This window comes from Zobellella denitrificans (assembly GCF_002237365.1).
Taxonomy (GTDB): domain Bacteria; phylum Pseudomonadota; class Gammaproteobacteria; order Enterobacterales; family Aeromonadaceae; genus Oceanimonas; species Oceanimonas denitrificans.
Map to the genome: position 1 here is coordinate 1 of NZ_NMUO01000028.1, position 25869 is coordinate 25869.

General features: G+C 64.4%; 21 protein-coding genes. 10 read left to right on the top strand and 11 right to left on the bottom strand.

Features of this window, described 5'->3' with window-relative positions; all coding sequences use genetic code 11:
• Together CGX12_RS08090 and CGX12_RS08095 are read right to left on the bottom strand one after the other, a co-directional pair.
• Nucleotides 1-2257 (bottom strand): Tex family protein (locus CGX12_RS08090; protein ID WP_142995590.1); only part of this gene is annotated, 2257 nt, incomplete at its 3' end.
• A 256-nt stretch (nucleotides 2258-2513) separates the two neighbouring features.
• Nucleotides 2514-3416 (bottom strand): LysR substrate-binding domain-containing protein, encoded by a 903-nt coding sequence (locus CGX12_RS08095; RefSeq protein ID WP_094039381.1) that lies wholly within the window; start codon nucleotides 3414-3416, stop codon nucleotides 2514-2516.
• A gap of 391 nt (nucleotides 3417-3807) precedes the next feature.
• On the opposite strand from CGX12_RS08095, the gene CGX12_RS08100 reads away from it, so the two are divergent.
• The 4 genes from CGX12_RS08100 to CGX12_RS08115 all read left to right on the top strand — a co-directional run bounded on the left by CGX12_RS08100 (nucleotide 3808) and on the right by CGX12_RS08115 (nucleotide 9370).
• The gene (locus tag CGX12_RS08100) at nucleotides 3808-5010 is read left to right on the top strand and encodes a cystathionine gamma-synthase family protein (protein WP_094039382.1); all 1203 of its coding nucleotides are present in this window, start codon (nucleotides 3808-3810) and stop codon (nucleotides 5008-5010) included.
• An 80-nt stretch (nucleotides 5011-5090) separates the two neighbouring features.
• A complete protein-coding gene (locus CGX12_RS08105) occupies nucleotides 5091-6131 on the top strand; it encodes a homoserine dehydrogenase (RefSeq protein ID WP_094039383.1) in 1041 nt (346 codons plus the stop codon).
• 85 nt (nucleotides 6132-6216) lie between these two features.
• Nucleotides 6217-7644 carry an aldehyde dehydrogenase family protein gene (locus tag CGX12_RS08110; RefSeq protein ID WP_217898141.1) on the top strand — a complete coding sequence of 476 codons (1428 nt, stop codon included), beginning with the start codon at nucleotides 6217-6219 and terminating at the stop codon, nucleotides 7642-7644.
• A gap of 91 nt (nucleotides 7645-7735) precedes the next feature.
• Nucleotides 7736-9370, top strand: a complete 1635-nt coding sequence (locus CGX12_RS08115) for a BCCT family transporter (RefSeq protein ID WP_094039385.1) — start codon at nucleotides 7736-7738, stop codon at nucleotides 9368-9370.
• 117 nt (nucleotides 9371-9487) lie between these two features.
• Here the strand turns inward: CGX12_RS08115 and greB are convergent, their stop codons facing one another.
• Both greB and zigA read right to left on the bottom strand, forming a co-directional pair.
• Nucleotides 9488-9970 carry a transcription elongation factor GreB gene (greB, locus tag CGX12_RS08120; protein WP_094039386.1) on the bottom strand — a complete coding sequence of 161 codons (483 nt, stop codon included), beginning with the start codon at nucleotides 9968-9970 and terminating at the stop codon, nucleotides 9488-9490.
• A 71-nt stretch (nucleotides 9971-10041) separates the two neighbouring features.
• On the bottom strand, nucleotides 10042-11241 hold the full coding sequence (gene zigA / locus CGX12_RS08125; protein WP_094039387.1) for a zinc metallochaperone GTPase ZigA: 1200 nt from the start codon (nucleotides 11239-11241) through the stop codon (nucleotides 10042-10044).
• A 97-nt stretch (nucleotides 11242-11338) separates the two neighbouring features.
• On the opposite strand from zigA, the gene CGX12_RS08130 reads away from it, so the two are divergent.
• Together CGX12_RS08130 and CGX12_RS08135 are read left to right on the top strand one after the other, a co-directional pair.
• The gene (locus CGX12_RS08130; RefSeq protein WP_094039388.1) at nucleotides 11339-11965 is read left to right on the top strand and encodes a DUF1826 domain-containing protein; all 627 of its coding nucleotides are present in this window, start codon (nucleotides 11339-11341) and stop codon (nucleotides 11963-11965) included.
• Between the two features lie 217 nt (nucleotides 11966-12182).
• Nucleotides 12183-14348, top strand: coding sequence for a methyl-accepting chemotaxis protein (locus CGX12_RS08135; protein ID WP_217898142.1), 2166 nt, complete (start codon nucleotides 12183-12185; stop codon nucleotides 14346-14348).
• Between the two features lies 1 nt (nucleotide 14349).
• On the opposite strand, the gene CGX12_RS08140 is transcribed toward CGX12_RS08135, so the two are convergent.
• The 5 genes from CGX12_RS08140 to hslR form a co-directional block, all read right to left on the bottom strand.
• Nucleotides 14350-14595, bottom strand: coding sequence for a Rho-binding antiterminator (locus CGX12_RS08140; RefSeq protein ID WP_094039390.1), 246 nt, complete (start codon nucleotides 14593-14595; stop codon nucleotides 14350-14352).
• Nucleotides 14596-14611: 16 nt separating this feature from the next.
• Entirely contained in the window at nucleotides 14612-15097 is a 486-nt protein-coding gene (locus tag CGX12_RS08145; protein ID WP_094039391.1) for an Lrp/AsnC family transcriptional regulator, read from the bottom strand.
• A gap of 382 nt (nucleotides 15098-15479) precedes the next feature.
• Nucleotides 15480-17093 carry a phosphoenolpyruvate carboxykinase (ATP) gene (gene pckA / locus CGX12_RS08150; RefSeq protein ID WP_094039392.1) on the bottom strand — a complete coding sequence of 538 codons (1614 nt, stop codon included), beginning with the start codon at nucleotides 17091-17093 and terminating at the stop codon, nucleotides 15480-15482.
• Nucleotides 17094-17265: 172 nt separating this feature from the next.
• The gene (gene hslO, locus CGX12_RS08155; protein ID WP_094039393.1) at nucleotides 17266-18135 is read right to left on the bottom strand and encodes an Hsp33 family molecular chaperone HslO; all 870 of its coding nucleotides are present in this window, start codon (nucleotides 18133-18135) and stop codon (nucleotides 17266-17268) included.
• Nucleotides 18136-18155: 20 nt separating this feature from the next.
• Nucleotides 18156-18548, bottom strand: a complete 393-nt coding sequence (gene hslR, locus CGX12_RS08160) for a ribosome-associated heat shock protein Hsp15 (RefSeq protein WP_094039394.1) — start codon at nucleotides 18546-18548, stop codon at nucleotides 18156-18158.
• A 162-nt stretch (nucleotides 18549-18710) separates the two neighbouring features.
• Here hslR and nudE point away from each other — a divergent pair, with 162 nt between their 5' ends.
• Nucleotides 18711-19268 carry an ADP compounds hydrolase NudE gene (gene nudE / locus CGX12_RS08165; RefSeq protein ID WP_094039395.1) on the top strand — a complete coding sequence of 186 codons (558 nt, stop codon included), beginning with the start codon at nucleotides 18711-18713 and terminating at the stop codon, nucleotides 19266-19268.
• A 2-nt stretch (nucleotides 19269-19270) separates the two neighbouring features.
• Nucleotides 19271-20086, top strand: coding sequence for a 3'(2'),5'-bisphosphate nucleotidase CysQ (gene cysQ, locus CGX12_RS08170; protein ID WP_094039396.1), 816 nt, complete (start codon nucleotides 19271-19273; stop codon nucleotides 20084-20086).
• Nucleotides 20087-20098: 12 nt separating this feature from the next.
• On the opposite strand, the gene metJ is transcribed toward cysQ, so the two are convergent.
• Entirely contained in the window at nucleotides 20099-20431 is a 333-nt protein-coding gene (gene metJ / locus CGX12_RS08175; RefSeq protein ID WP_094039397.1) for a met regulon transcriptional regulator MetJ, read from the bottom strand.
• A gap of 179 nt (nucleotides 20432-20610) precedes the next feature.
• Between metJ and metB the strand changes: the two genes are divergently transcribed.
• Both metB and metL read left to right on the top strand, forming a co-directional pair.
• Complete coding sequence (gene metB / locus CGX12_RS08180) at nucleotides 20611-21771, top strand: cystathionine gamma-synthase (RefSeq protein ID WP_094039398.1); 1161 nt, start codon at nucleotides 20611-20613, stop codon at nucleotides 21769-21771.
• Entirely contained in the window at nucleotides 21772-24207 is a 2436-nt protein-coding gene (gene metL / locus CGX12_RS08185) for a bifunctional aspartate kinase/homoserine dehydrogenase II (RefSeq protein ID WP_094039399.1), read from the top strand.
• Nucleotides 24208-24353: 146 nt separating this feature from the next.
• Here the strand turns inward: metL and CGX12_RS08190 are convergent, their stop codons facing one another.
• A complete protein-coding gene (locus CGX12_RS08190) occupies nucleotides 24354-25838 on the bottom strand; it encodes an aldehyde dehydrogenase (RefSeq protein WP_094039400.1) in 1485 nt (494 codons plus the stop codon).
• Nucleotides 25839-25869 lie beyond the last annotated feature (31 nt).

Sequence of the window (25869 nt, forward strand, 5' to 3'; positions counted from 1 at the left end):
CGGGGCGGTTGCCGGTCTGGCTTTTGTTGCCGCCGGCTCCCCGGTTGCCCTGGTTGCGCTCGTCCCGGCGCGGCTTGCCGCCGGCCTGGTCGGCGGCGCTCTGCTCCAGGCGCATGGTCAGGGCAATGCGGTTGCGTTGCAGGTCCACCTCCAGCACCTTCACCTTGACGATATCGCCTGCTTTCACCACTTCCCGCGGATCCTTGATAAAGCGGTCGGTCAGGGCAGAGATATGCACCAGGCCGTCCTGGTGCACGCCAATGTCGACAAAGGCGCCGAAGTTGGTGACGTTGGTCACCACCCCTTCGAGCACCATGTCGGGGATCAGGTCGGCGGGCTTTTCCACCCCGTCCATAAAGCGGGCGGTCTTGAACTCGGGGCGCGGATCCCGGCCCGGCTTGTCCAGCTCCTTCAAAATGTCCTGCACCGTGGGCAGGCCGAAGTGCTCGTCGGTGTAGTCGCGGGCGTCCAGGGTCTTGAGCAGGCCGCTGTTGCCGATAAGGCCGTTCACCGGCTGTTGCAGCCTGGCCAGGATGCGCTCCACCACCGGGTAGGCCTCGGGGTGCACGGCAGAGGCGTCGAGCGGGTTCTTGCCCTCGCGGATGCGCAAAAAGCCGGCGCACTGCTCAAAGGCCTTGGGCCCCAGGCGCGGCACCTTCAGCAGTTGCTTGCGCTCGGCAAAGGCGCCCTGCTCGTCGCGAAAGGCCACTATGTTCTGGGCCAGGGCCGGGGTCAGGCCCGACACCCGCGCCAGCAGCGGCGCCGAGGCCATGTTCACGTCCACCCCCACGGCGTTGACGCAGTCTTCCACCACCGCCTCCAGCTTGCGCGCCAGCTGGGTCTGGGACACATCGTGCTGGTACTGGCCCACGCCGATGCTCTTGGGATCGATCTTCACCAGCTCGGCCAGCGGGTCCTGCAGCCGGCGGGCGATGCTCACGGCGCCGCGCAGGGATACGTCCAGATCCGGGAACTCGTTGGCGGCCAGCTCCGAGGCGGAATAGACCGAGGCGCCGGCCTCGCTCACCACCACCTTCTGCAGCTTGAGCTCGGGCGCCTGCTTCATCAGCTGCTCCACCAGCCGCTCGGTCTCGCGGGAGGCGGTGCCGTTGCCGATGCTCACCAGGCTCACCTTATGGCGGCGGCACAGTTCGCCCAGGGTGCGCAGGCTCTGCTCCACCTTCTTGTGCGGCTCAAAGGGATAGACGGTGGCCTGCTCCAAAAGCTTGCCGGTGCCGTCCACCACCACCACCTTGACCCCGGTGCGGATGCCCGGATCCAGGCCCATGGTCACCCGGGCGCCGGCGGGGGCGGCCATCAGCAGATCCTTGAGGTTGAGGGCAAACACCCGTATGGCTTCTTCCTCCGCCTGCTCCCGGGCCTGGCCCAGCAGCTCGGTTTCCATCTGCAGCGAGAGCTTCACCCGCCAGGTCCAGCTGATCACCCCGGCAAGCCATTGGTCGGCGGCGCGGCCCTTGTTCTGCCAGCCCACAAAGCGGGCGATAATGCCTTCGCAGGGGTGGCTGTCGGCCTCGGTTTCCACCACCAGGCTTAAGCTCAGCACCCCTTCGTTGCGGCCGCGCAGCATGGCCAGCAGCCGGTGGGAGGGCACCTTGGCGATGGGCTCCTGGTGCTCGAAGTAGTCCTTGAACTTGGCGCCGCCTTGCTCCTGGCCGGCGATCACCCGCGCCTGCAACAGGGCGTGCTGCCACATATGGCGGCGCACCGCCTCCAGCAGATCCGCCTGCTCGGCGAAGCGCTCCATCAGTATGTATTTGGCGCCGTCCAGCGCCGATTTGGCGTCGTTTATGCCGGCATCGGCCTTGATATAGCCCTCGGCCAGCCGCTGCGGATCCTGGCCCGGGTCGTTGAACAGGGCGTCGGCCAGGGGTTCCAGCCCGGCCTCGATGGCAATCTGCCCCTTGGTGCGGCGCTTGGGCTTGTAGGGCAGGTAGAGATCTTCCAGCCGGGTCTTGGTGTCGGCGGCCAGCAGCTCGGCCCTGAGCGCCTCGGTGAGCTTGCCCTGTTCGTCGACGGACTTGAGGATAACGGCGCGCCTGTCTTCCAGCTCGCGCAGGTAGCCCAGGCGGCTGTCCAGGTTGCGCAGCTGGGTGTCGTCCAGGCCGCCGGTCACTTCCTTGCGGTAACGGGCGATAAAGGGCACGGTGGCGCCTTCGTCCAGCAGGGCCACGGCGGCGTTGACCTGGGCCTGGGCCACGCCCAGTTCCTGCGCCAGTAATTGGTTGATATTGGTCATAAATCAGTCTTCGAAGGGGCTGTATCTAATGTGGTTGATGTACCACTCCCGGACGCCCGAGGGGGTGTTTACCCGCACCTCGTCGTCCACTTGGCCATCGCTTGAGTCGACAACGACAAGCCGGCACTTTCCAGAGGTTCCCGGAAACATGTGCCGTACTCTACAAGCGATGGCGGGTCATTAAAACCATGTTCGGGGTTTCGCTACCCGCTGGGCTGGTCCGGCCCGGCCGCATCGGACGCCCGCTGTCCGCGGGCTAGGGCGGCAATGAGCGGCCGCTGGTGTTCCTCAGCAGCCAGTCGGCGAAGCGCCTGGCATAAGGGTTGGAAAAGCCTTCCTGCGGGTACACCAGGTAGAAGTCCTCGCTGCTGGGCAGCCGCTGGCCGAAGGGGGCTATCAGGGTGCCATCCCTCAGCTGGTCTTCCACCAAAGACAGCCTGCCCAGGGCCACGCCGAAGCCGGATTCCACCAGGTGCAGCACGCAGGCGTAGGTGTCGAACTGCATGCCTTCGGAGGGGTTGACGCGCGTCGCCTCGGCAAACTGCAGCCATTCTCCCCAGCCTTCCTCGTAGCCCATCACATGCAGCAGTTCATGATGACGCAGGTCGTCCACCTGCCGCAGCGGCTGCCTGGCCAGCAGCGCCGGAGCGCAGACCGGAAAGAGGGTATCCCGGCTGAGTCTTTCGACATTCACGCCCGCCCACTGTCCCTTGCCCCAGCGGATTTCCAGGTCTCCCGCCATCTCCTCCTGCCGCAGCCAGATATCCGTGTTCAGTTGCAGGTTGATGTCCGGGTGCTCCGCCTGAAAGGAGGTCAGCCGGCGCGCATTCAGCCAGTAGCTGAAAAACGCCATGCTGCCCCGGATCTTGACCTGCTTGCGGTGCCCTTCACCAAAGATCTCGTTGGTGGCGATCATCAGCTTCTGGATGGCGCCGTGCACAATCGGCAGATAGGCCAGGCCTTCTTCCGTCAGCTCGATGCTGCGGGCCTGCCGTTTGAACAGCGGGGTGTTCAGTTGCGCTTCCAGGCTTTTGATCTGCTGGCTGATGGCGCCCTGCGTCATATGCAGCTCGTTGGCCGCCTGGGTAAAGCTGAGCAGCCTGGCCGCCGCTTCAAAGGAGCGCAGCCAGTTCAGGGGGGGCAGTGCCTTGTTTTTCATAAGTGCCATTCCACTTGCATACCAACACTCTTCCAGTGAGGGCTTGTTGTCATCCGTAAACGGCAGGGCTGCCGCCAGGGCAACCCATTAGCAAAACGACCCCTAAGGCCGTTTTTTATTCGTTTCCGGATTTATTTCGTTTCGGTCATCCTTGGCAGCAAGGCTACAGGAAACCGGTTTAAAGAAACAGATGCCAATGAAAACAGGACATAAATGCATGTTTCTGGTGCCGGTCGTACCGCCAGGGTATCAATTCCGCCCCCAAACCGAGGGTGGACGACAGCGGTGACCCTGGCCGGTTGCCAAGGGTTTGCTAATGCAATGTCCTCTGCCGACGGCTCGGGAACCCCGTTGCAGGGTAATGATTCAATAGTAAAAAGGAACAGCATCCATGAACAATGCCGATTACAAAAACGCCGGCGCGGGTACCAAGGTGGTGTGGGCCGGAGAAAAAACCGCGCTTGCCCATAACGCCACCCAGGTGCCCATCATGCTCAGCGCCGCCTTTCAGTATGACGATATCGACGAGTGGTATGACGTCGCCATGGGTGAAAAGCCGGGGCATATCTACAGCCGCATGAGCAACCCCACGGTGCGCGCCCTGGAAGAAAAAATCTGCGTGCTGGAAGGCGCCGACAATGCCGTTGCCTTTGCAACCGGAATGGCCGCGATCAGCAGCACGCTGTACACCTTCCTGCGGCCCGGCGATCGGGTGGTGTCCGTCAAGGACACCTACGGCGGCACCAACAAGATTTTCGACGAGTTCCTCCCGGGCATGGGGGTGGAGGTGCGGCTCTGCCCCACGGAAGACATGGCCCTGCTGGAACGCGAAATCGCCGCAGGCTGCGCGGTGCTTTACCTGGAAACGCCGACCAACCCCACCCTGAAGATCCTGGATATCGAGCGGCTGGCCCGTGCCGGCAAGGCGGCCGGCGCCCTGGTGATCATCGACAACACCTTCGCCACGCCACTCAATCAGAATCCCCTGGCGTTGGGGGTGGACATAGTGCTGCACAGCGCCACCAAGTTTCTGAGCGGCCATGCGGATGTGATGGGCGGCGTGGTGTGCGGCTCCGGCGAGCTTATGCAGCGGGTGGCGCACTACCGGGAAATCAACGGCTCCTCCCTCGATGCCTTCTCCGCCTACCTGATCATCCGCGGCATGAAAACGCTCAAGCTGCGGGTGCGCCAGCAGGAAGCCAGTGCCATGGCCCTGGCGCGTTACCTGCAAGGCGAGCCGCTGGTCGAGCAGGTCAACTATCCGGGGTTGCCGGAGCACCCGGGTCATGACATCGCCGCACGCCAGATGAAGGGATTCGGCGGCATCGTCAGTTTTGTCCTCAGGCACGGCATGGACGCGGTCAGGATACTCCTGCCAAAACTGGTCTACGCCAACCGGGCCGGCAACCTCGGCGCGGTGGAAACCATATACGGCCCGGCAAGAACCACCAGCCATGTGGAAAACACGCTGGAGGAACGGCTGGCCCTGGGTATCTCCGAAGGCCTGGTGCGCATCTCGGTGGGTATTGAAGACACCGACGACCTGCTGGCGGATCTGAAGCAGGCGTTCGACCAGCTGCGGCAATCCCTTTAAGGATATTCAATATGTCGCATGGTTGGCGCCAGTCGCAGCCATGTGGCGCTGTTCCACTCTCAATAAAGCAAGGACGATTTATGGCGCATAACGTTGCAATACTGGGCTTCGGTGTCGTTGGGCAAGGGCTCGCCGAGATACTGCATGACAAGGCCGCCTCCCTGCGCGAAGGGCTGGGGTTCGACGCCCGCATCGTCGCGGTATCGGACCTGATGAAGGGCTCCCTCTATCATCCGCACGGGCTCGATATTCCCGAGCTGCTGAACGCCGTTCGCACCACCGGCTCCCTCGACAGCTACCCCGACGAGCCGGGCCTGGTGCGCGGCCGGGACAGTTTCGACACCATCAGGGAGAGCAACGCCGACACCGTGGTCGAGTTGACCTATACGGATGGCAAAACGGGCCAGCCGGCCATCGACCATTGCCGCCTGGCGTTTGAATGCAAGAAAAACGTGGTGATGAGCAACAAGGGGCCGGTATCGCTCGCCTATGAAAGCCTCGCGCGGATGGCGGAGGCGCACGGCGTGCGCTGGGGCTTTGAAGGCACGGTAATGAGCGGAACGCCGGCCTTGCGCATGCCGCTGGTCGCGCTGTCCGGCAATGACATCGGCGAAGTCAGGGGCATTTTGAACGGCACCACCAACTTTATGCTGACCCGCATGGCCGAAGGGGTCGGCTACGACGACGCCCTGGCCGAGGCCCAGGCAAAAGGCTATGCGGAGGCGGACCCGACCAGCGATGTGGAAGGGTACGACGCCCAGTACAAAACGGCCATCCTCGCCAATGTGGTAATGGGCATCCCCCTCAAACGGGAAGACATTCCCTGCCGGGGTATCCGTGATATTTCACCGGAGGATATTGCCCGGGCGTCACGCGAAGGCAAAATCTGGAAGCTGCTGGCCAGGTGCCGGCGCGAGGGCGGCAGTGTCCAGGCCAGTGTGGGGCCGGTTGCCATTCCGCTCAGCGATCCACTGGCCGGTGTTGGCGGGGCGCTGAATGCCATCACCTATGAATGCGATCTGGCCGGCCCCATCACCCTGATCGGGCCCGGTGCCGGAAAAACAGAAACGGGATATTCCATCCTGATCGATCTTATCAATATTCATCGCCATCAAATCTGAACCATTAAAAGACCCATTCTCTTTTTAATGGCATCACCCGCTTTGTGATTGGAAAATGACCATGACGTCAATATCTGTAGAGTCTATGGAAGGAAAACTGTTTCTGTCCGGGCAATGGGTCGGCGTGGATAACACCTACGACCTGTTCAATGCCGAGAAAAACAGCCTGATTACCAGAATTGCTTCCGCCCGGGAATCCCATGTGCTTGCGGCCATCCGCAACGGCAAGGCCGGCGCGGAAGTGGCGGCGGCAATGCCGGTGCACGAGCGAATGAGAATCTTGCACGGCGCGGCGGACGTTGTTGAAAGCAACCGCCATGTTTATATCGACGCCATCGTGTCGGAGGGATGTAAAACCCGGCGGGAAGCCACCAAGGAAGTGAACCGCTGCATACAGACCTTAAGGCTTTCCGCCGAAGAAGCGCGGCGCATCAACGGCGAGACCATTGCATTCGACCAAATGCCGGGCAGCGAGGGGCGCGTCGGTTATTACTATCGCTTTCCGGTGGGACTCATCGTGGCGATCACACCCTTTAACGATCCGCTCAACCTGGTTGCGCACAAGATAGGTCCCGCGGTGGCCAGTGGTAACGCCATTATCGTGAAGCCGGCACCGGCAACCCCCCTGAGCGCCCTGCTGTTGGCCGAAGCCTTTGCCCAGGCGGGCTTGCCCGACGGCGTGCTGTCGGTGCTGCCCGGCTTTCCGGAAGACATGGGGGATCACCTGATCACCCATGACGATGTGCGCATGATTTCATTTACCGGCGGGCTGAGCTCCGGCAAGGCACTGATGCAGAAAGCCGGGCTGAAGAAAATGAGCATGGAGCTGGGCGCCAGCTCTCCGGCGCTGGTGCTCGACGATGCGGAGCTCGGGCCGGCGGTCGAGGCGATCGTTTCCGGTGCCTTCTGGGCCGCCGGGCAGAACTGCCTCGGTGTGCAGCGTGTTTATGTGCACCGCGCCCGCTACGGCGAATTCCTCAACACCCTGGTGGACAGGACCCGCAGCCTGCGGGTCGGCAGCAAGCAGAGCGAAGAAACCGATGTCGGCCCCATGATCAGCCTGTCCGAGGCCGAGCGGGTGGAAAGCTGGGTTAACGAAGCCCTTGCCAACGGCGCCCGCCTGCTCTGCGGCGGCGAGCGCAACGGGGCCTTCTACCTTCCGACCATACTCGAGAAGGTGCCGGACAACTGTCGCCTGGCCCGGGAGGAGATCTTCGGCCCCGTGGTCATGGTTGAGCCGTTCGACAGCCTGGATGAGGCCATCGACAAAGCCAATGGGGTCAACTTCGGGCTGCATGCCGGCGTATTTACCCAGGATATCAACAAGGCCTTCTCTGCCATTCGTCGCCTCGAGGTTGGCGGGGTGATGATTAATGACAGTTCCGATTACCGTATCGATGCCATGCCCTTCGGTGGCGTCAAACACTCGGGTATTGGCAGGGAAGGCGTGAAATTCTCTATTCAGGAAATGACCGAGACCAAGGTGGTGTGTTTTAAAACCAGCGGTTTTTGATTTTCTGAACCAAGAGGGAAGGTTGCCGGGCCCTTGGCCGTGGTGGTTGGCCCGGCAATATCATCAGGGAATAATTTGATAGGTATGTCATATGAACAAACATCAACAGAATAAAATGGCGGTCGATCCCGCCATTCTCTGGCCCGCCGCCATTCTCATTCTGGCCGCCAGTGTCCCCCTTGTGATCAACCCTGTTGCAGGCAAGGAAATAGTAGCGGCGATGCTGAACTGGGTGACGGGCGAGTTCGGCTGGCTTTATCTGCTGTCCGTGGTCGGCAGTTTCTTTTTCATGTGCTGGCTCGCCTTCGGCCCGGTGGGAAAAATCAAGCTGGGCGCGGCGGAAGACAAGCCCGAGTTCAATACGGTATCCTGGATAGCGATGCTTTTTTGCGCCGGGATCGGCATATCCATCTGTAACTGGGCCTTTATTGAACCGCTTTACTTTATGACGACCCCTCCGCTCGGGGTGCAGCCGGGTACCCCGGCCGCGGTTGAGTGGGCCGCCATGTACCCGATGTTTCACTGGGGAATCGTGCCCTGGGCCCTGTATCTGATGCCCGCGCTGCCGATAGGCTATGCGCTCTATGTGCGCAGGGTCAATGTACTGCGCCTGAGTGAAGCCTGCCGTGGCGTGCTGGGGGATAGGGTCGACGGCATTATCGGAAAGATCATCGACGTCACCGTGATATTTTCGATAGTGGGCGGTGTCGGCACCTCACTGGGGCTTTCTGTGCCATTGGTCTCCAAGCTGTTTCAGACCATGTTTGGCTTCGAAGACTCTTTCGGTTTGCAGATGTTTATCCTGGCCGCCTGGATCCTGATGATTTCCTGGAGCGTTTACAACGGCCTGAACAAGGGGATACAGGCCCTTTCCAATATCAATGCGATTTTGGCCCTGGCGTTGCTCGGCTTCGTGCTTTTTGCCGGCTCTACCGTCTTCTTGCTCAAGCTCTGGACCAACAGCCTCGGGCTGTTCATGGATAATTTTTTCCGTATGAACTTCTGGACCGATCCCATTGAACAGGGCGGATTTCCCGAAGGCTGGACCATGTTCTACTGGGCATGGTGGGTTGCCTATGCGCCCATGATGGGGTTGTTTGTGGCTCGGATATCGCGTGGCCGGACCATCCGGGAACTGATACTGCACGGGGTGACCTGGGGAAGCGTCGGATGCTGGGCCTTTTTTGCCATCTGGGGTGGCTACGCCATCGATATCGATATCAACGGCACGCTCAATCTGCAGGCCATTCTCGCCGAAGAAGGGATTCCGGCGACGGTGGTGGCCGTGTTGCAGACGCTGCCCAACTCCGCGCTGGTGCTGCCGATTTTTACGCTGCTGTGCTTTGTGTTCCTGGCGACGACGGTCGACTCTTCGGCTTACATGCTGGCGGCCATTTGTACCAAGGACATCACCGGGTATCAGGAGCCGGCGCGCTGGAACCGTATCCTGTGGACCCTGCTGCTGGCGGTGGTTGGCATTGGCCTGCTGTCGGTGGGCGGTTTGCAGGCGGTGCAGTCGTCAACGGTGCTCGTTGCGCTGCCGATGATTCCGGTGCTGTTCATCATGGCCGTGTCACTGCTGCGCTGGGCATACCAGGATTTTGCCGCCGAACTGAGGCCGCAGTGCATCGCCCATCATCGGGCCCGGGTACCGGCCGTGGAAACAACGGAGCAAGGCGAGGAAACGGTCGAACCGCTTGGATACCAGAAACCGGTATCGGGCTGATGCCCGGTTGTTTTCAGCGGTTCACCGCCTGACTGGTGACACCCCCGGCCGATGGCCGGGGGTTTTGCATGTCGGGGCAAGGGCGTTGCGGCGATATCTGCCGAGCCGGGGCGGCCATCAGTCTTCGAAGGGGCTGTATCGAATGTGGTTGATGTACCACTCCCTGACGCCCGAGGGGGTGTTTACCCGCACCTCGTCGTCCACCTGCTTGCCGATCAGCGCCCGGGCCATGGGCGAGTCGATGGTGATATGGTTGTTTTTGGTGTCGATCTCGTCGGGGCCAACGATGCGGTAGCGCACCGTTTCACCTTCTTCGTTTTCCAGCTCGACCCAGGCGCCGAAGAACACCTTGCCGTTCTGGCGCGGGTCGTGGTCGACGATTTTCACCGCCTCCAGCCGCTTCATCAGGTAGCGGATGCGGCGGTCGATTTCCCGCAGCCGCTTCTTGCCGTAGATGTATTCGGCGTTTTCGCTGCGGTCGCCCAGGGCGGCGGCTTCCGACACCGCCTGGGTCACCGCCGGCCGCTCCACCTTCCACAGGTGCTTGAGCTCGTCGTCCAGCTTGTGCCAGCCGGCACGGGTGATCAGGTTGGTTTTCATGGGCGGGTGTTCCGTGGCCTGAAAGGTGCCGGCTATTGTGTCCCAGCGTCGGGGAAGAGGGAAGCCCCCGGCTATTCCCAGGCCGGGAAGGGGTCGGGCAGTTGTTGCCAGGCGGCGGGGCCCTGGTGCAGTTCCTCGTCGGTCAGCAGGCAGGCGTCCAGCTCGCGGCACAGCCCGGCCTGGTCCAGGCCCTGGCCGATAAACACCAGCTCCTGGCGGCGATCGCCGTAGGGCTCGGCCCAGCTGGCCAGGATATGTTCCCGGCTTTCTTCGTCCTCGGGCCAGTCTTCCTCCGGCACCGCCTGCCAGAACAGGCCGGCGCCGCCGTGGTAGGCGATGCCGCCGGCCTGGTTCCACTGGCCGGCAAAATCCGGGCGGCTGGCCAGCCAGAAAAAGCCCTTGGAGCGCAGCAGCCTTCCTTCGTCCCGGGGCCGGTGCAGACAGTCGAAGAAACGTTGGGGGTGGAAGGGGCGGCGGGCGCGATAGACGAAGCTGCCTATGCCGTATTCCTCGGTCTCCGGGCGGTGCTCGCCGCGCAGCTCCTGCAGCCAGCCGGGGGCGCGGGCGGCGCGTTCGAAGTCGAAGCGGCCGGTGGCCAGCACCTTGTCCAGGTTCACCCGGCCCTGGCGGATGGGCAGGATCTCGGCCTCGGGGTTGAGCCGGGCGAGGATGGCGGTCAGCTCCGCCAGTTGCGCCGGGCTCACCAGGTCGGTCTTGCTCACCAGCAGCAGGTCGCAGAATTCCACCTGCTCGATCAGCAGGTCGGTCACGCTGCGCTCGTCGTCCTCGCCCAGGCTCTCGCCCCGCTCGGCCAGGGCCTGGGCGGCCTGGAAGTCGGCCAGGAAGTTGACCGCGTCCACCACCGTCACCAGGGTGTCGAGCCGGGCGATGTCGTGCAGGCGGCTGCCGTCCTCGCCCTCGAAGGTAAAGGTTTCGGCCACCGGCATCGGCTCCGAGATGCCGGTGGATTCGATCACCAGGCAGTCGAAGCGGCCCTCGTCGGCCAGCCGGCGCACCTCCAGCAGCAGATCCTCGCGCAGGGTGCAGCAGATGCAGCCGTTGCTCATTTCCACCAGCCGGTCCTCGCCCCGGTGCAGGCTCACCTGCTGCTGCACGGTGGCGGCGTCGATGTTCACCTCGCTCATGTCGTTGACGATCACCGCCACCCGCAGGCCCTGGCGGTTGTTGAGGATATGGTTCAGCACCGTGGTCTTGCCGGCGCCGAGAAAACCGGACAGCACGGTCACGGGGAGGGGGGAAGGGCTGGACATTGTGTTTGCTCCGCTTGCTTGCCATGGCTTATGATGGCTTGATTGTTATAACATAACACATTCTGTTCACCCCGTGTATCAGCAAGGAGCCCCGGTCATGAGCATTACCGATCAGCTGTTGTCCTGTTTCGCCCCCGTCAGTGTGCAGGGCGGCGAGCCCGCCACCCTCACCCGTATCTACGAGCCCGACTGCAACCTGGCGGTGTGGCAGCGCCCCCTGCCGGCCGGGGTGGCCGACTATGTGCAGCGGCTGCTGCAGGCGGGCAGCCGGGTGAGCGTGCGCGAACTGGTGCCGGCCGAGGCGGTGGCGGGGGAGCTGGCCGGGCAGTTGCCGGATCTGCCCGGCCGGGAGGCCCTGGCCGAGGACGTGCAGCAACTGGCGGAGATGTTCGCCTGCCTGTTCGATCTGCCCCGGGTGGGGGTGCGCCTGGCCAGCCTGCAAACCGCCATGTGCCCGCGTTTCCATGTGGACCGGCTGCCCTGCCGGCTGGTGTGCACCTATTCCGGCCCGGGCACCCACTGGCTCAACCAGGAGCAGCGCAACCAGCTGCTGGCGCAAGGGGGGCGGGAGCCGGAGCAGTGGCAGCAACTGGCGGTGGGCGAGGTGGCGCTGATGAAGGGCGACGGCTGGGAAGGGGAAGAAGGCCAGGGCCTGTGGCACCGTTCGCCGCCGGTGCCCACCGGCTACCGGCGGCTGTTCCTGTCGATGGATTTTGCCGACTGAACTGAACCAAATCAGTGCGCACGCACCATTTTGGTGTTCTGTTGTGGTGCGTTGTCGGGCGGCGGTGGCGGTGCCGCCGGATAAAGCACCACGAATACCACCAAGGTGGTAACTTTAATGCTTGGAAATGGTCCGACCGGGGCAGCTCCGTCTTTTCCACGCCATGGAACGCTTCTTGCTGAAGGTGTTGAAAAAGCACTAAAAACAAGGAGTTTGCATGGAATCGGCAGCCATGAGCAGTCAGTTTGTTTCCCCTCATATGGCCGGTCGCGGCCCCCGCATGAGCCTGGCCCTGCGGCTCAGGATGAAGCGGGCCTGCTGGCTCAACCGGCGCAGCATCGCCGGCCTGGAGCAGGTGTTCAACGGCTTTGCCGCCACCCGGGTCAGCCTGCTCCAGCGCTGGGCAGGCCAGCAGTGGTACTTTCTCGAAACCCTGGGTCCGCGGCTGGACTGGCGGCAGCCGGCCGCCAACGGCGCCCTGCTGCGGGATCAGTGCCGGGAAAACGGCGATTGCTCCGAGTTGTTCATGCTGTCGGCCGAAGGGCGGGTGCTGGCCTCCAGCCAGGCCGGGCGGGAGGGGCTGGCCGACACCGACGCCAAGGTACTGGCCGAGGCCGGGGCCAGGCCCTTTCTGCACGGCCCCTACGCGGATCCGGTCACCCTGCGGCTCGGCCCTTCCAGCTCGCGCTTTCACGACGCCATGACCCTGATGTTCTACTTTCCGGTGCGGGTGAAGGGCGAACTGTGCGGCCTGCTGTGCGCCCGGGTGCCGAACGACGTGATGAGCGACCTGATCCAGCGCGAAGCGGGGCACATCTACCCCGATTCGGGCGACAACTACCTGTTTATGGTCGAATCTCGTTTCGACTCGCGCATCGCCCCCGGCACCGCTCTGTCCCGCTCCCGCTTCGAGGACAGCACCTTCGGCGGCGGCGAAAACCTGAAAGAGGGCATCAACACCCCCTGGGGCCAGATCCGCATCCGCCACCATACCGAGCTGGAGCTGCGCTTCACCGATCCGGCCACCGGCGAGCTGCACCCGGGCGTAAAGAGCACCATAGCGCGCGGCCACAACTGCTTTGTGCGCTACCCGGGCTATGCGGACTACCGCCATATCCCTGTGGTGGGCAAGGGCGTCACCTTCTCCCTGCCCGGCTCGCCGGATCGTTTCGGCATGATGTGCGAGGCGGATCTGGCCGAGGTGTTCAGTCGCCGTCCCCTGGGCTGGCAGCTGCAGGCCGGCTACCAGGCCTGCGTGTTGCCGGTGCCGGCCTTCAACCTGGCGGCGGCCGGGCTGGAGTTGGCGCTCGCCCCCCTGCTGCTGGGCAACCTGCTGATGCTGCTGCTGTCCGGCTGGTGCTTTACCCGGCTGGAGCCCAGGCGGTTGTCGCGCCGGTTGAACGAGATGACGGGGGTGGTGCGCACCCTGGCCGAAGGCGAGGGCAACCTGCGCCAGCGGCTGGACAAGTCGCGTCTGGGGCGGGATGAAACCGGCGAGCTGGGCATGTGGATGAACAGCTTTATCGACAACCTGGACGGCATGATGGGCTCGGTGATCGCCATGGCGGAACGGCTGGAGCAGAGCAACCAGGGGCTGTTCCGGGTCAACCGGCAAACCCAGGATCACTCCCGCACCCTGTCCTCCGCCATCGAGCAGATGCTGGCGGCGCTGGCCAGCCAGCAGCAGCAACTGGATCTGGCCAGCGCCACCGCCGGCGAGATGAAGCAGGCCATGGATCAGGTGGTGGTGCGGACCCAGCAGCAACTGTTGTCGGCCCGGGACGGCAACCAGCGCATCCGCGAGGTGGTGTCCAGCTCGGCGGCGGTGGTGCGAAGCCTGGACGGCCGGGCGACGGAGATCGACGACATCGTTTCCGCCATCAGCGACATCACCAAGCAGACCGAGCTGCTGGCGCTCAACGCCGCCATCGAAGCGGCCCGGGCCGGGGAGTTCGGCCGGGGCTTTTCGGTGGTGGCCGACGAAGTGCGCGCCCTGGCGGCCCGCACCGCGGTGGCGGCGGAGGACATCCGCCACAAGGTGGAAGGTATGCAGGGGGAAACCCGGGCGGCGGTGGCCATGATGGAAAACGGCGTGGCCGAGGTGGATCAGGGCCTGCGCCTGGTGGACCAGGGCGGCGAGGCGGAGCAGCGGCTGCAGCAGAAGGTGGAGCAGATGTTTACCGCCATCCGGGACATGGCCGAGACCCGCGAGCAGAACCGCCAGGCCACGGCGCTGATCGCCGGGCTCACCGAGGAGATGAATGCGTCCTTCGGCGAGCTGCAGCGCAGCACCGAACAGGTGAAGGGCACCGCCTTCGGCCTGCAGCAGCTGGTGGGCAGCTTCGAGGTCAGCCGGGGCGCCGGTACGACACGACCGGCATAACTCAGTCGAAGTCGACGGCCCGGAAGTGGGGGTTGTCGGTAAGCGCCTCCATGCGGGTCAGTTCCGCCAGCCGCACCAGTTGTTCGGCCCCGTCGGTGCCCAGCAGCAGGCACTCCTGCCGATCCCCGTCGCGGCGGGTGTCGAGGGCGATGCCCGTCAGCTGGTTGCCCGAGGCCAGGGTCAGCCGGACCCTGTAGCGGTACAGGCAGGCGATTTCGAGGTAGTCATGCTGATCGCAGCTCATCATGGTGTGTTCCTCCGGTTCAGCCCAGGTGCTCCAGGGGCAGGGCGGTGTCCTGCTTGATCCGCCGCAGCACAAAGCTGGAGCGCACCCCGGTCACCCCCTCCAGCCGGGTCAGCTTGCCCAGCAAAAACTGCTGGTAGTGCTCCATGTCGCGCACTATCACCTTGAGCTGGTAATCGGCCTCGGTGCCGGTGATCAGATCGCACTCCAGCACCTCGGGAAACGCCAGTATGGCCGCGTCGAAGGCCTCGAACCGCTCCGGGGTGTGCCGGTCCAGGGAGATATGGATATAGGCCTGCAGGGTCAGCCCCAGTTTGGCGGCGTTGAGCCGGGTCACGTGATCGAGGATAAGGCCGGCTTCTTCCAGCGCCTTGACCCGGCGCGAGCAGGGCGAGGGCGACAGGCCGACCCGCTCGGACAGCTCCAGGTTGCTGATGCGGCCGTGGCGCTGCATCAGCTCCAGGATACGCCTGTCGGTGCGGTCGAGTTGGAGGAGGTTGCTCAAGAATCTGTCCTTATGGCAATAACTGTTCTTAATGGATTATAGGTGGGGAGAGTTATTGCGTTAAGGGGCGGAAATGACTTTATCTTTGCAACCACTCGCCCCGGCTTTGGCGCTACTATGGTTCCATCTTCTGGGACAGGCGGACCGACACCCTCGGACCCTGCCGCGAACCGGGCTTATCCCCCCGGCCAGCCCCACCGAGCACACCAGGCCTTATCGGGCGGGTAGTGTGGACCGGCGCCACCAGCACCGGGTGTAGCGGAAGCAAAGACACGGCCGATGCCGGCATTAAAAGAGCGCCTCGAGCGCTCTTTTTGCGTTTGTGCGGCCACAAAAAAGCCCCGGCGCTGGCCGGGGCTGTAGAGGTGCCGGGGCGCTGTGCTTACAGCTGCGGGCCGGCGGCCACCAGGGCCTTGCCCTCGGCGGTGTCGGTGAACTTCTCGAAGTTGTTCACGAAGCGCTGGGCCAGATCCAGGGCCTTGGCGTCCCAGTGGGCCGGCTCGGCGTAGGTGTTGCGCGGATCCAGGATGGAGACGTCTTCCACGCCCTGCAGTTCGGTGGGGATGGCCACGTTGAAGTAGGGCAGGGTCACGAAGTCGGCGTTTTCGATGGAGCCGTCGAGGATGGCGTTGATGATGGCACGGGTCGCCTTGATGGAGATCCGCTTGCCGGTGCCGTTCCAGCCGGTGTTCACCAGGTAGGCTTCGGCACCCACCGCGTCCATGCGCTTGGCCAGCACCTCGGCGTACTGGGTCGGGTGCAGGCTCAGGAAGGCCGCGCCGAAGCAGCTGGAGAAGGTGGGGGTGGGCTCGGTGATGCCGCGCTCGGTACCGGCCAGCTTGGCGGTGAAGCCGGACAGGAAGTGGTACTGGGCCTGGTCACGGGTCAGCTTGCTCACCGGCGGCAGCACGCCGAAGGCGTCGGCGGTAAGGAAGATCACCTTCTTGGCGTGACCGGCCTTGGACACCGGCTTGACGATGTTGTCGATGTGGTGGATAGGGTAGGAAACCCGGGTGTTCTCGGTTTTGCTGCCATCGTTGAAGTCGATGCTGTTGTCGGCCAGCACGGTCACGTTCTCGAGCAGGGCGTCGCGGCGGATGGCGGCGTAGATCTCGGGCTCGTTTTCCTGGCTCAGGTTGATGGTCTTGGCGTAGCAGCCGCCCTCGAAGTTGAACACGCCGTCGTCGTCCCAGCCGTGCTCGTCGTCACCGATCAGCTGGCGGTTGGGGTCGGTGGACAGGGTGGTCTTGCCGGTGCCGGAGAGGCCGAAGAAGATGGCCACGTCGCCGTCCTGGCCCACGTTGGCGGAGCAGTGCATGGAGGCGATGCCCTTGAGCGGCAGCAGGTAGTTCATCATGGAGAACATGCCTTTCTTCATTTCGCCGCCGTACCAGGTGCCGCCGATCAGCTGCATGCGCTCGGTCAGGTTGAAGGCCACGAAGTTTTCGCTGTTCAGGCCCTGCTCCTGCCAGTTGGGGTTGGTGCACTTGGCGCCGTTCATCACCACGAAATCGGGCTCGAAGCCTTGCAGCTCTTCCTCGGTGGGACGGATGAACATGTTCTTCACGAAGTGGGCCTGCCAGGCGACCTCGGTGACGAAGCGCACGGACAGGCGGGTGTCCGGGTTGGCGCCGCAGAAGGTGTCCACCACGAACAGCCGCTTGCCGGACAGCTGGCGGGTAACCAGGCCCTTGAGGTGTTCCCAGGTGTCGGGGCTCATGGGCTTGTTGTCGTTCTTGCCCTGATCGGCCCACCACACGGTGTCGCGGGTGACGTCGTCACGCACTATGTATTTGTCTTTCGGAGAGCGGCCGGTAAAGATGCCGGTGTCCACCGCAACGGCGCCCAGACTGGTTACCACGCCCTTTTCGTAGCCTTCTAAATCTGCACGGGTTTCTTCTTCAAACAACTGGTCGTAGGAAGGGTTGTAAAGGATCTCGGTTACGTCGGTAATACCGTATTGGGAAAGGCCTAATTGTTGCGCCTTGGACGTCATTGTTATCTCCTGGGTACAGAGGGGTTGGGTAGCGATCGTTATTAGTGTTGTTTTGGAACAAGAGAATATCAGTTATCAGGCGGCGTTTAGGGGATCAGCTTCAAAATTTGCAATTTTGCGCGGCGAATTAAGCAAAAAGGGGCGAAATGCCCCTTTTTGTTATCCCGAAATGTTAATGCAATGTCGGCGGGTTATTAAATAATGTCTGTAAATCAGCGGCATCGAAACGATAGTGCTGGCCGCAGTAGTCGCAGTGCATTTCCACTTTGCCGTGTTCTTTCACAATATCGTAGGCTTCATCCCTGCCCACCTGCAGCAAGGCCTGCTCGCATTTTTCCCGGGAGCAGGTGCACTGGAAGCTGACATCCTGGGGATCGAACACCCGCACCGCCTCCTGGTTGTACAGCCGGTACAGTACCTCGTGGGCGTCCAGGTGCAGCAGTTCTTCCGCCTTGATGGTGTCGGTGAGGGTTTCGAGGTGGGCGAAGTCGTTCTCCTGTTCGGCGTTGCCGGCGGGCAGCGCCTGCAGCAGCAGGCCGGCGGCGAGCTGCTGGCCGGCATGGGTGTCGGTGAACAGCCAGATGCGGGTGGCCAACTGCTCCGACTGGGCGAAGTAGTTTTCCAGGCTCTTGCCGAGGGAGTCGGCGCTCAGCTCCACTATACCCTGGTAGCGTTCGCCCTCGTCGGGAGTGATGGTGATGGCCAGGTAGCCCTTGCCGACCAGGTCGGCAAGCTGGTTGCTGTCGGGCACCAGCCCTTCCCAGCGGGCCACGCCGCGCAGCTGTTGCCGGTGGTCGCCGTTGACCACCGCCAGTTTGACCGGGCCGTCGCCCTGCAGCTGCACCGTGATGTGGCCTTCGAACTTGAGGGTGGCGGTGAGCAGGCTGGTGGCGGTGAGCAGTTCGCCCAGCAGGCGCTGCACCGGTGCCGGGTAGGCCTGGGCGGCCAGGATCTGGCGGAAGCTCTGCTGCAGTTGCACCAATTCGCCGCGCACCTGGTGGTGGTCGAACAGATAGCGGTGGAGTTGATCGGTCTTGGTCATAAGGGATCCTGTATGCTGGCTCAGTCGCCTTGTTTGATTTTAAGCAGGGTGCGCCTTTCCTTCTTGTCCGGCCGGCGTTCGGGGCTGGGCGCGAACTGGGTGTTGAGCTTGCGGGCCTCGGCGTTCTGCTCCCGCTTGCGCAGGCTCTCCGGGGTTTCCCGGTACAATTGCTGGGCGATTTCCGCCTTGCTCCGGTGCTCGGACAGCGCCAGCACCACCACTTCCTTCTCGTCGTGGCCCTGGCGCAGGCGGATGGTGGCACCCACTTCCATCATCTTGCTGGGCTTGGTGCGCTGGCCGTTGTAGTGCACCTTGCCGCCGTCGATCATTTCCCGGGCCAGGCCGCGGGTCTTGTAGAAGCGGGCGGCCCACAGCCATTTGTCCAGCCGGACGGACAGTTTTTCTCCGTTCATTGCACGCGCTCCCATGGAAACCGAAGCCGGATTATACCAGATGCCCCGGCCGCCGGAGTAGAAAGGGGTGGCAAAAGCATGCTCATGGCCACTTGCGGGCAGACGTTTTTCCCCAGTTGCGATAACCTCTGAATAACGGGTGAACATAACGACGGAACAGGCATGGCGGACGACAAACAGAAACCAGAGATACTGCATACGGAACTGGTGGCCGAAAGCCGCCTGTTCAAGGTGGAATCGGTCCATCTGAAGTTCAGCAACGGCGTGGAGCGGGTCTACGAGCGCATGCGCGGCAGCGGCCGCGGCGCCGTGATGCTGGTGCCGCTGCTGGACGACGAGACCCTGCTGTTGATCCGCGAATATTCCGCCGGCACCCACAGCTATGAACTGGGTTTTCCCAAGGGGTTGATCGATCCGGGAGAAGACGCCCTGGAGGCGGGCAACCGGGAGCTGATGGAGGAGATCGGCTACGGGGCCAGGGAGCTGACCCACCTCAAGCAGGTGACCCTGGCGCCCGGTTATTTTGGCAGTCGCATGGATATTTTGCTGGCACGGAATTTGTATCCCGAACAGCGCGAAGGGGATGAGCCGGAGCCGCTGGAAGTGGTGCCCTGGCCGCTGGGCCAACTGGATGAGCTGATGGCCCGGCCCGACTTCAGCGAGGCGCGCAGCATCTGCGGCCTCTTCCTGCTGCAGGACTGGCTCAATAAAGAGGAGTAACCATGGATATCACTGCCTTGCTGCCAGGCGTCAAGGCGGCGGCCCGGGAGGCGGGCCGACGCATACTGACGCTGTACGACAGCGGCCACTACCAGGCTGAGCACAAAGACGACGACAGCCCGGTCACCAGCGCCGATCTGGCGGCGCACGCCTACCTCGACCAGGCCCTGCGCCGGCTGGCCGACATTCCGGTGCTGTCGGAGGAAGGGGGCGACATTCCCCTGGCCGAGCGCCGCCGCTGGCCGCGCTACTGGCTGGTGGATCCGCTCGACGGTACCCAGGAGTTCATCGCCGGCAGCGGCGACTTCTCCACCATGATAGCGCTGATCGAGCAGGGCCGGCCGGTGCTGGGGGTGGTTTATGCCCCGGTGCAGGATCTGATGTACTACGCGGTGCACCAGCATGGTGCCTTCAAGGAGGCGGAAGGCCGCACCGTGCGCATCCGTGCCCGCCATCACGACCGGCAGGCGCCGCTCACCGGCCTGTGCATCGCCATCAGCCGCCGGCAGGACGTGGACTGGGTGCGTTCCCGGCTGAGCACCAGCCTGGACTACCGGCTGGTGCCGCTGGGCTCGAGTTCGCTCAAGTCCTGCCTGGTGGCGGAAGGGGCGGCCGATCTCTACATCCGCATCGGCCCCACCGGCGAGTGGGACACGGGCGCGACCCAGTGCATAGTGGAAGAGGCGGGGGGAAGGATCCTGGATCTGAACCTGGACCGGCTCAGCTACAACCTGCGCGACAGCCTGATCAACCCCAACTTTATCACCCTGGGGGACGAGGGCCTGCCCTGGCGGCAGATACTGGTGAAACGGGGATAGCGCGGTGCGGCGTCAACCTTCGTGGTCGGCGCCGTAATCTTCGATTTCGATGCCCAGCTCGGCCATGATGTCCCGGGCCCGGGCGGGGATCTGGTCGGGCACGTCCTTGCGCAGGTCGTCGTCCTGGGGCAGGGGCTGGCCGGTATAGGCGTGCAGGAAGGCCTCGCACAGCAGTTCGCTGTTGGTGGCGTGGCGCAGGTTGTTGACCTGGCGGCGGGTGCGCTCGTCGGTAAGGATTTTCAGCACCTTGAGCGGGATGGAAACGGTGATCTTCTTGACCTGTTCATTTTTCTTGCCGTGCTCGGCGTAAGGGCTGATATAGTCGCCGTTCCATTCAGTCTTCATTATTCACCCGTCGTAAGGTTAAAAAGCCGAAGGGATTGTAACCCCTACATTTTTTATTGGCAATCCAACCACAAAGCCTTGTGGACGTCCGGAAGGCTTGACGGCTTTTTTGTGCTGGGTTACTGTGCGCGTCTTGGAAATTCCGGATCATCAGGCTGCCAGCGTGCAAAGGAGAGGACATGCCCGACTACCAGACCCAGACTTACGCCGTTCGTACCGGCATCGACACCGATACCCAGCATGGTGCCGTGGTACCGCCGGTCTACCTCACCAGCACTTATTCGTTTGCCGATTATAACCAGCCGCGCCAGTTCGACTACACCCGTTCCGGCAACCCCACTCGACAGACCCTGATCGAGGCCCTGACCAAGCTGGAAGGCGGCGCGGGGGCGGCGGTCACCTCCACCGGCATGGGCGCCATCAACCTGATCATCACCTCCCAGCTGCAGGCCGGCGATCTGCTGCTGGCGCCCCACGACTGCTACGGCGGCAGCCACCGGCTGTTCAACTCCCTGGCGCGGAAGGGCAACTTCCGGGTGGAATACGTGGATCAGAACGACCCCGCCGCCCTGGCCGAGGCCCTGGCCAGAAAGCCGAAGATCCTGTGGATTGAAACCCCGTCCAACCCGCTGCTGCGGGTGGTGGACATCGCCGCCCTCTGTGCCGCGGCGAAAGACATCGGTGCCCTCTCGGTGGTGGACAACACCTTCCTGTCGCCGGCGCTGCAGCAGCCGCTTGCACTGGGCGCCGACCTGGTGGTGCACTCCACCACCAAGTACATCAACGGCCACTCGGACGTGCTGGGCGGGGCCGTGGTGGCCGCCGATGCCCAACTGGCCGAGGAGCTGCGCTGGTGGGCCAACTGCCTGGGCCTGACCGGCTCGCCCTTCGACAGCTACCTGACCCTGCGCGGCCTGCGCACCCTGGGCGTGCGCATGCGCCAGCACTGCGAGAACGCCGAGGCCCTGGTGGCCTACCTGCAGGGCCGGCCCGAGGTGAAGGCGGTGTATCATCCCAGCCTGCCCGGCAATCCCGGCCACGAGGTCGCCGCCCGCCAGCAGTCCGGCTTCGGCGCCATGCTCAGCTTCGAACTGGACGTGGACGAGGCGGGCATGAGGGCCTTTTTGCAGCAGCTGCAGCTGTTCACCCTGGCCGAGTCCCTGGGCGGGGTGGAGAGCCTGATCGCCCACCCGGCCACCATGACCCACGCGGCCATGACCGAGGAGGCCCGCGCCGCCGCCGGCATCAGCAACCAGCTGCTGCGGGTGTCGGTGGGGATCGAGGACGTGCGCGACCTCATTCACGATTTAGACAATGCATTCAAGGCGTTAACCAAGTAAATGACCATGCTCCAGAACGACACCGGCGGCCAGCGTCGTCCGGTCCACAAGTTTGGCGGCAGCAGCCTGGCCGACGCCGCCTGTTTTCACCGGGTGGCCGGCATCATCCACAACCTGGCCCAGCCCGACGCCCTGATCGTGGTGTCGGCGCCGGGCAAGACCACCAACCGGCTGATCGAGCTGCTCAGCCTGTTCACCAGCGGTGACAGCGCGGCCCCCGAGGCGCTGGAGGGCCTGCACGGCTTTCAGCGCAGCCTGATCGAGACCACCCTGGACGAGGCCGGCGCGGCGCCCCTGCTGGCGGCCCTGGACGACGACATCCAGACCATTGCCGCCGTGCTGGAAAGCCAACGGCTGGACGATTACCAGCGCAGCCTGATCCAGTCGTTCGGCGAGGTCTGGTCTTCCCGCCTGCTGGCCCGGTTGCTTGCCGGCCAGGGCCTGCCGGCGGCCAGCCTGGACGCCCGCCGCTTCCTGCTGGTGTCCGGTTCGCCGGTGCAGGTGGACGAAGTCGAGTCCCGCCGCCGCCTGGGTGCGATCCTGGCCGGGCACCAGGACCAGATCCTGGTGGTGACCGGCTTTATCGCCGCCGACGCCGAAGGTCGTACCCGGCTGCTGGGGCGCAACGGCTCCGACTTCAGCGCCACCCTGCTGGCGTCCCTGGCCGACAGCAGCCACGCCACCATCTGGAGCGACGTGCCCGGGGTGTTCAGCGCCGATCCGCGGCGGGTGAAGGAGGCGCGGCTGCTGACCCGGCTGTCGCTGCCGGAAGCCGCCGAGCTGGCCCGGCTGGGTTCGCCGGTGCTGCACAGCCGCACCCTGGGCCCGGTGGCCGCCAGCCGCCAGCAACTGATGCTGCGCTGCAGCTACCACCCGGACGACGGCCATACCCGCATACTGCGCCAGCCGCAGCGGGCCCAGGGCGCGCGCATCGTCACCGCGGTGGACGATACCGTGCTGCTGGAGATGACCATTCCCGCCCGCTTTCAGGAGACGGTGGACGCCCTCACCGACTGGCTGACCCGGCGCGAGCTGGCGCCCCTGGCCTGCAAGCGCCGGCCCGAGCGCCGGCTGTGGCAGATTGCCTATACCCGGGAGCAGGCCGAGCAGGCCTTCTCCCTGCTCAGGGATCACCAGCCCGCCGGCAGCTTCGAGGGGCTGCAACTGCGGGAAGGCTTCTCCCTGGTGGCCCTGGTGGGCAAGGGCGTCACCGCCCAGGCCGAGCAGTGCCTGCACTTCTACCACGCCCTCAATGAGCAGCCGCTGGAGTTCATCCAGCCCGCCGGCAACGGCCTGAGCCTGGTGGCGGTGGTGCGCAAGGTGGTGCTGGATCCGCTGCTGCTGCGCCTGCACCAGAGCCTGTTCAGCCGGCCCAGGCGGGTCGGTCTGGTGCTGTTCGGCCGGGGCAACATCGGCCAGGCCTGGCTCAGGCTGTACCGGGAGCAGAAGGCGCGGCTGGAGCAGGAGCTGAACGTGCAGCTCAGCCTCTACGGCGCCTTCGACTCCCGCGGCGGCATGTTGGCCAGCCAGGGCCTGGAGGTGGAGCAGGTGCTGAACGACTTCCAGCCCAGGTCCATCGTCTGGCCCGACTGGCTGGAGGATCTGGAGGAACACGGCTTCGACAGCCTGGTGGCCCTGGACTTCACCGCCTCCGAGGCGCTGGTGCAGCACTATCCGGCCCTGGTGCAGCGCCATGTGCACCTGATTGCCGCCAACAAGCACGGCGGGGCGGCGGAGCAGGCGTTCTACCTGCGGCTCAAGCAGGGCCTGGCCGAGCACAGGGTGCAGTTTCTCAGCAACGCCACCGTGGGCGCCGGCCTGCCGGTGCAGACCGCCATCCACCAGTTGCGCCACTCGGGCGAGCAGATCCGCGCCATCAGCGGCCTCTTCTCCGGCACCCTGAGTTGGCTGTTCCAGCACTTCGACGGCAGCCAGCCCTTTTCCGAGCTGGTGTTGCAGGCCTGGCAGCAGGGCCTGACCGAGCCGGATCCCCGGGAGGATCTGAACGGCCAGGACGTGAAGCGCAAGCTGGTGATCCTGGCGCGGGAGGCGGGCTTCGACCTGGATCCGGCCAAGGTTCGGGTCAGCAACCTGGTGCCCGAGTCCCTGGCGGCGCTGGACAGGGAGCGCTTTATCGACCGGCTGGACGAGCTGGACCAGCCCCTGGCCGAGGCCCTGGCCCAGGCCCGGGAAGAGGGCGGGGTGCTGCGCCACGTGGCCCGCTTCGATGCCCAGAGCGGCGAGGCCAGCGTGGGGCTGGAGGTGGTGGCCGGCGAGCACGCCTTCGCCCACCTGCGGCCCGGCGACAATGTGTTCGCCATCGAGACTCAGCACTACCGCCAGAACCCCCTGGTGATCCAGGGCCCCGGCGCCGGCCGGGAAGTGACCGCCGCTGCCATGCAGGCGGATCTGTGGCAGCTGCTGACCACCCTGTAAACAAGGAGGCTCCCGCAAGGGAGCCTTTTTGGTTTTAGCCGGCGGTTAAACGCCGTGGCTTGCGGAACTGCGCCTTGCCGGTGGAGCGCGGGCGGCCCGCCCGCCTTCCCGCGCAGCGGGAACCCCTGGCCAGGCCGTGTTCACCGTTAGCGCAGTTTTATCCAGGTGGTCTTGAGCTGGGTGAACTTGTCCAGGGCGTGCAGGGAGAGATCCCGGCCGAAGCCCGACTGCTTGTAGCCGCCGAAGGGGGTGCTGAAGTCCAGGGCGTCCATGGTGTTCACCGAGACGGTGCCGGCCCGCAGCCGGCGCGCCACCCGGTGGGCCCGGTTCAGATCGTTGGTCCACACCGAGGCCGCCAGGCCGTAGATGGAGTCGTTGGCCAGGGCGATGGCCTCTTCCTCGCTGTCGAAGCCGAACAGGGCCGCCACCGGGCCGAACACCTCGTCCCGGGCCAGCGCCGCCTCCGGATCCACCTTGTCGAACACGGTGGGCGGCACATAGGCGGTCTCCGTCGCGCCTTCGCCGCCGGTCAGCAGCTCGGCGCCGTCCTCCCGGGCCTGGCGGATGCACTGGCGTACCCGGTCGGCATGGGCCAGATCGATCAGTGCCCCCACTCGGGTGTCCGGATCCAGGGGGTCCCCCACCTTGAGGGCGCGGGCCCGGGCCAAGAACTGCTCCACGAACTGGGCCTTGATGCGGTTGTCCACCAGGATGCGGGAGTTGGCGGAGCAGACTTCGCCCTGGTTGAAGAAAATGCCCTGGGCGGCGTGGGCCACCGCCTCGTCCAGATCGCAGTCGGCGAAGATGATATTGGGGCTCTTGCCGCCGGTCTCGGGCCAGACCGGCTTCATGTTGGACTCGGCGGAGTAGCCCATAAACAGCTTGCCCACCCGGGTCGAGCCGGTAAAGGCGAGGCAGTCAACGTCGTTGTGCAAGCCCAGGGCCTTGCCCACCACCTGGCCCAGGCCGGTGACCACGTTGAGCACACCGTCGGGCAGGCCCGCTTCCCGCGCCAGCCCGGCCAGGCGCAGGGCGGTGAGCGGCGACTGCTCGGCGGGCTTGAGCACCACCGAGTTGCCGCAGATCAGCGCCGGGGCCAGCTTCCAGGCGGCGATGTCGAGGGGAAAGTTCCAGGGCACCACGGCGGCCACCACCCCTATGGGTTCGCGGGTGATGGTGGCGACGCTGTCGCCGTCGGTGGGGGCGACCTCGCCGTAGAGCTTGTCCACCGCCTCGGCGTACCACTCGAAGCAGGCGGCCGAGCCGGGAATGTCGATGTTGAGCGCATCCTGTATCGGCTTGCCCACGTTCAGGCACTCCAGCAGGGCCAGCTCTTCCGCATGTTCCCGGATCAGGGCGGCCAGCTTCAGCAGCACCGCCTTGCGCTCCCGGGGCGCGGCCCGGGACCAGGCTCCGGCGTCGAAGCTGCGCCGGGCGGCGGCCACGGCCCGGTCGACGTCCGCCTCGTCACAGGCCGCCACCTGCCCCAGCAGCTTGCCGGTGGCCGGATTGACCATGGCGTAGCTTGCCCCGCTGGCGGCGTCGGCAAAGCCGCCGTCGATAAAGGCCCGGGTTTCCAGGGTGAGTTGTTCGCACTTGTGCTGCCAGTAGGCTTTGTCTCGTACCGTCATCCTTCTCTCCATTCACCCCTGCTCGGGGTTT

Coding starts and splice junctions, on each gene's coding strand:
- CGX12_RS08095 (WP_094039381.1), bottom strand. CDS start 3,416: ATGAAAAACAAGGCACTGCCCCCCCTGAACTGGCTGCGCTCCTTTGAA.
- CGX12_RS08100 (WP_094039382.1), top strand. CDS start 3,808: ATGAACAATGCCGATTACAAAAACGCCGGCGCGGGTACCAAGGTGGTG.
- CGX12_RS08105 (WP_094039383.1), top strand. CDS start 5,091: ATGGCGCATAACGTTGCAATACTGGGCTTCGGTGTCGTTGGGCAAGGG.
- CGX12_RS08110 (WP_217898141.1), top strand. CDS start 6,217: ATGGAAGGAAAACTGTTTCTGTCCGGGCAATGGGTCGGCGTGGATAAC.
- CGX12_RS08115 (WP_094039385.1), top strand. CDS start 7,736: ATGAACAAACATCAACAGAATAAAATGGCGGTCGATCCCGCCATTCTC.
- greB (WP_094039386.1), bottom strand. CDS start 9,970: ATGAAAACCAACCTGATCACCCGTGCCGGCTGGCACAAGCTGGACGAC.
- zigA (WP_094039387.1), bottom strand. CDS start 11,241: ATGTCCAGCCCTTCCCCCCTCCCCGTGACCGTGCTGTCCGGTTTTCTC.
- CGX12_RS08130 (WP_094039388.1), top strand. CDS start 11,339: ATGAGCATTACCGATCAGCTGTTGTCCTGTTTCGCCCCCGTCAGTGTG.
- CGX12_RS08135 (WP_217898142.1), top strand. CDS start 12,183: ATGGAATCGGCAGCCATGAGCAGTCAGTTTGTTTCCCCTCATATGGCC.
- CGX12_RS08140 (WP_094039390.1), bottom strand. CDS start 14,595: ATGATGAGCTGCGATCAGCATGACTACCTCGAAATCGCCTGCCTGTAC.
- pckA (WP_094039392.1), bottom strand. CDS start 17,093: ATGACGTCCAAGGCGCAACAATTAGGCCTTTCCCAATACGGTATTACC.
- hslO (WP_094039393.1), bottom strand. CDS start 18,135: ATGACCAAGACCGATCAACTCCACCGCTATCTGTTCGACCACCACCAG.
- hslR (WP_094039394.1), bottom strand. CDS start 18,548: ATGAACGGAGAAAAACTGTCCGTCCGGCTGGACAAATGGCTGTGGGCC.
- nudE (WP_094039395.1), top strand. CDS start 18,711: ATGGCGGACGACAAACAGAAACCAGAGATACTGCATACGGAACTGGTG.
- cysQ (WP_094039396.1), top strand. CDS start 19,271: ATGGATATCACTGCCTTGCTGCCAGGCGTCAAGGCGGCGGCCCGGGAG.
- metJ (WP_094039397.1), bottom strand. CDS start 20,431: ATGAAGACTGAATGGAACGGCGACTATATCAGCCCTTACGCCGAGCAC.
- metB (WP_094039398.1), top strand. CDS start 20,611: ATGCCCGACTACCAGACCCAGACTTACGCCGTTCGTACCGGCATCGAC.
- metL (WP_094039399.1), top strand. CDS start 21,772: ATGACCATGCTCCAGAACGACACCGGCGGCCAGCGTCGTCCGGTCCAC.
- CGX12_RS08190 (WP_094039400.1), bottom strand. CDS start 25,838: ATGACGGTACGAGACAAAGCCTACTGGCAGCACAAGTGCGAACAACTC.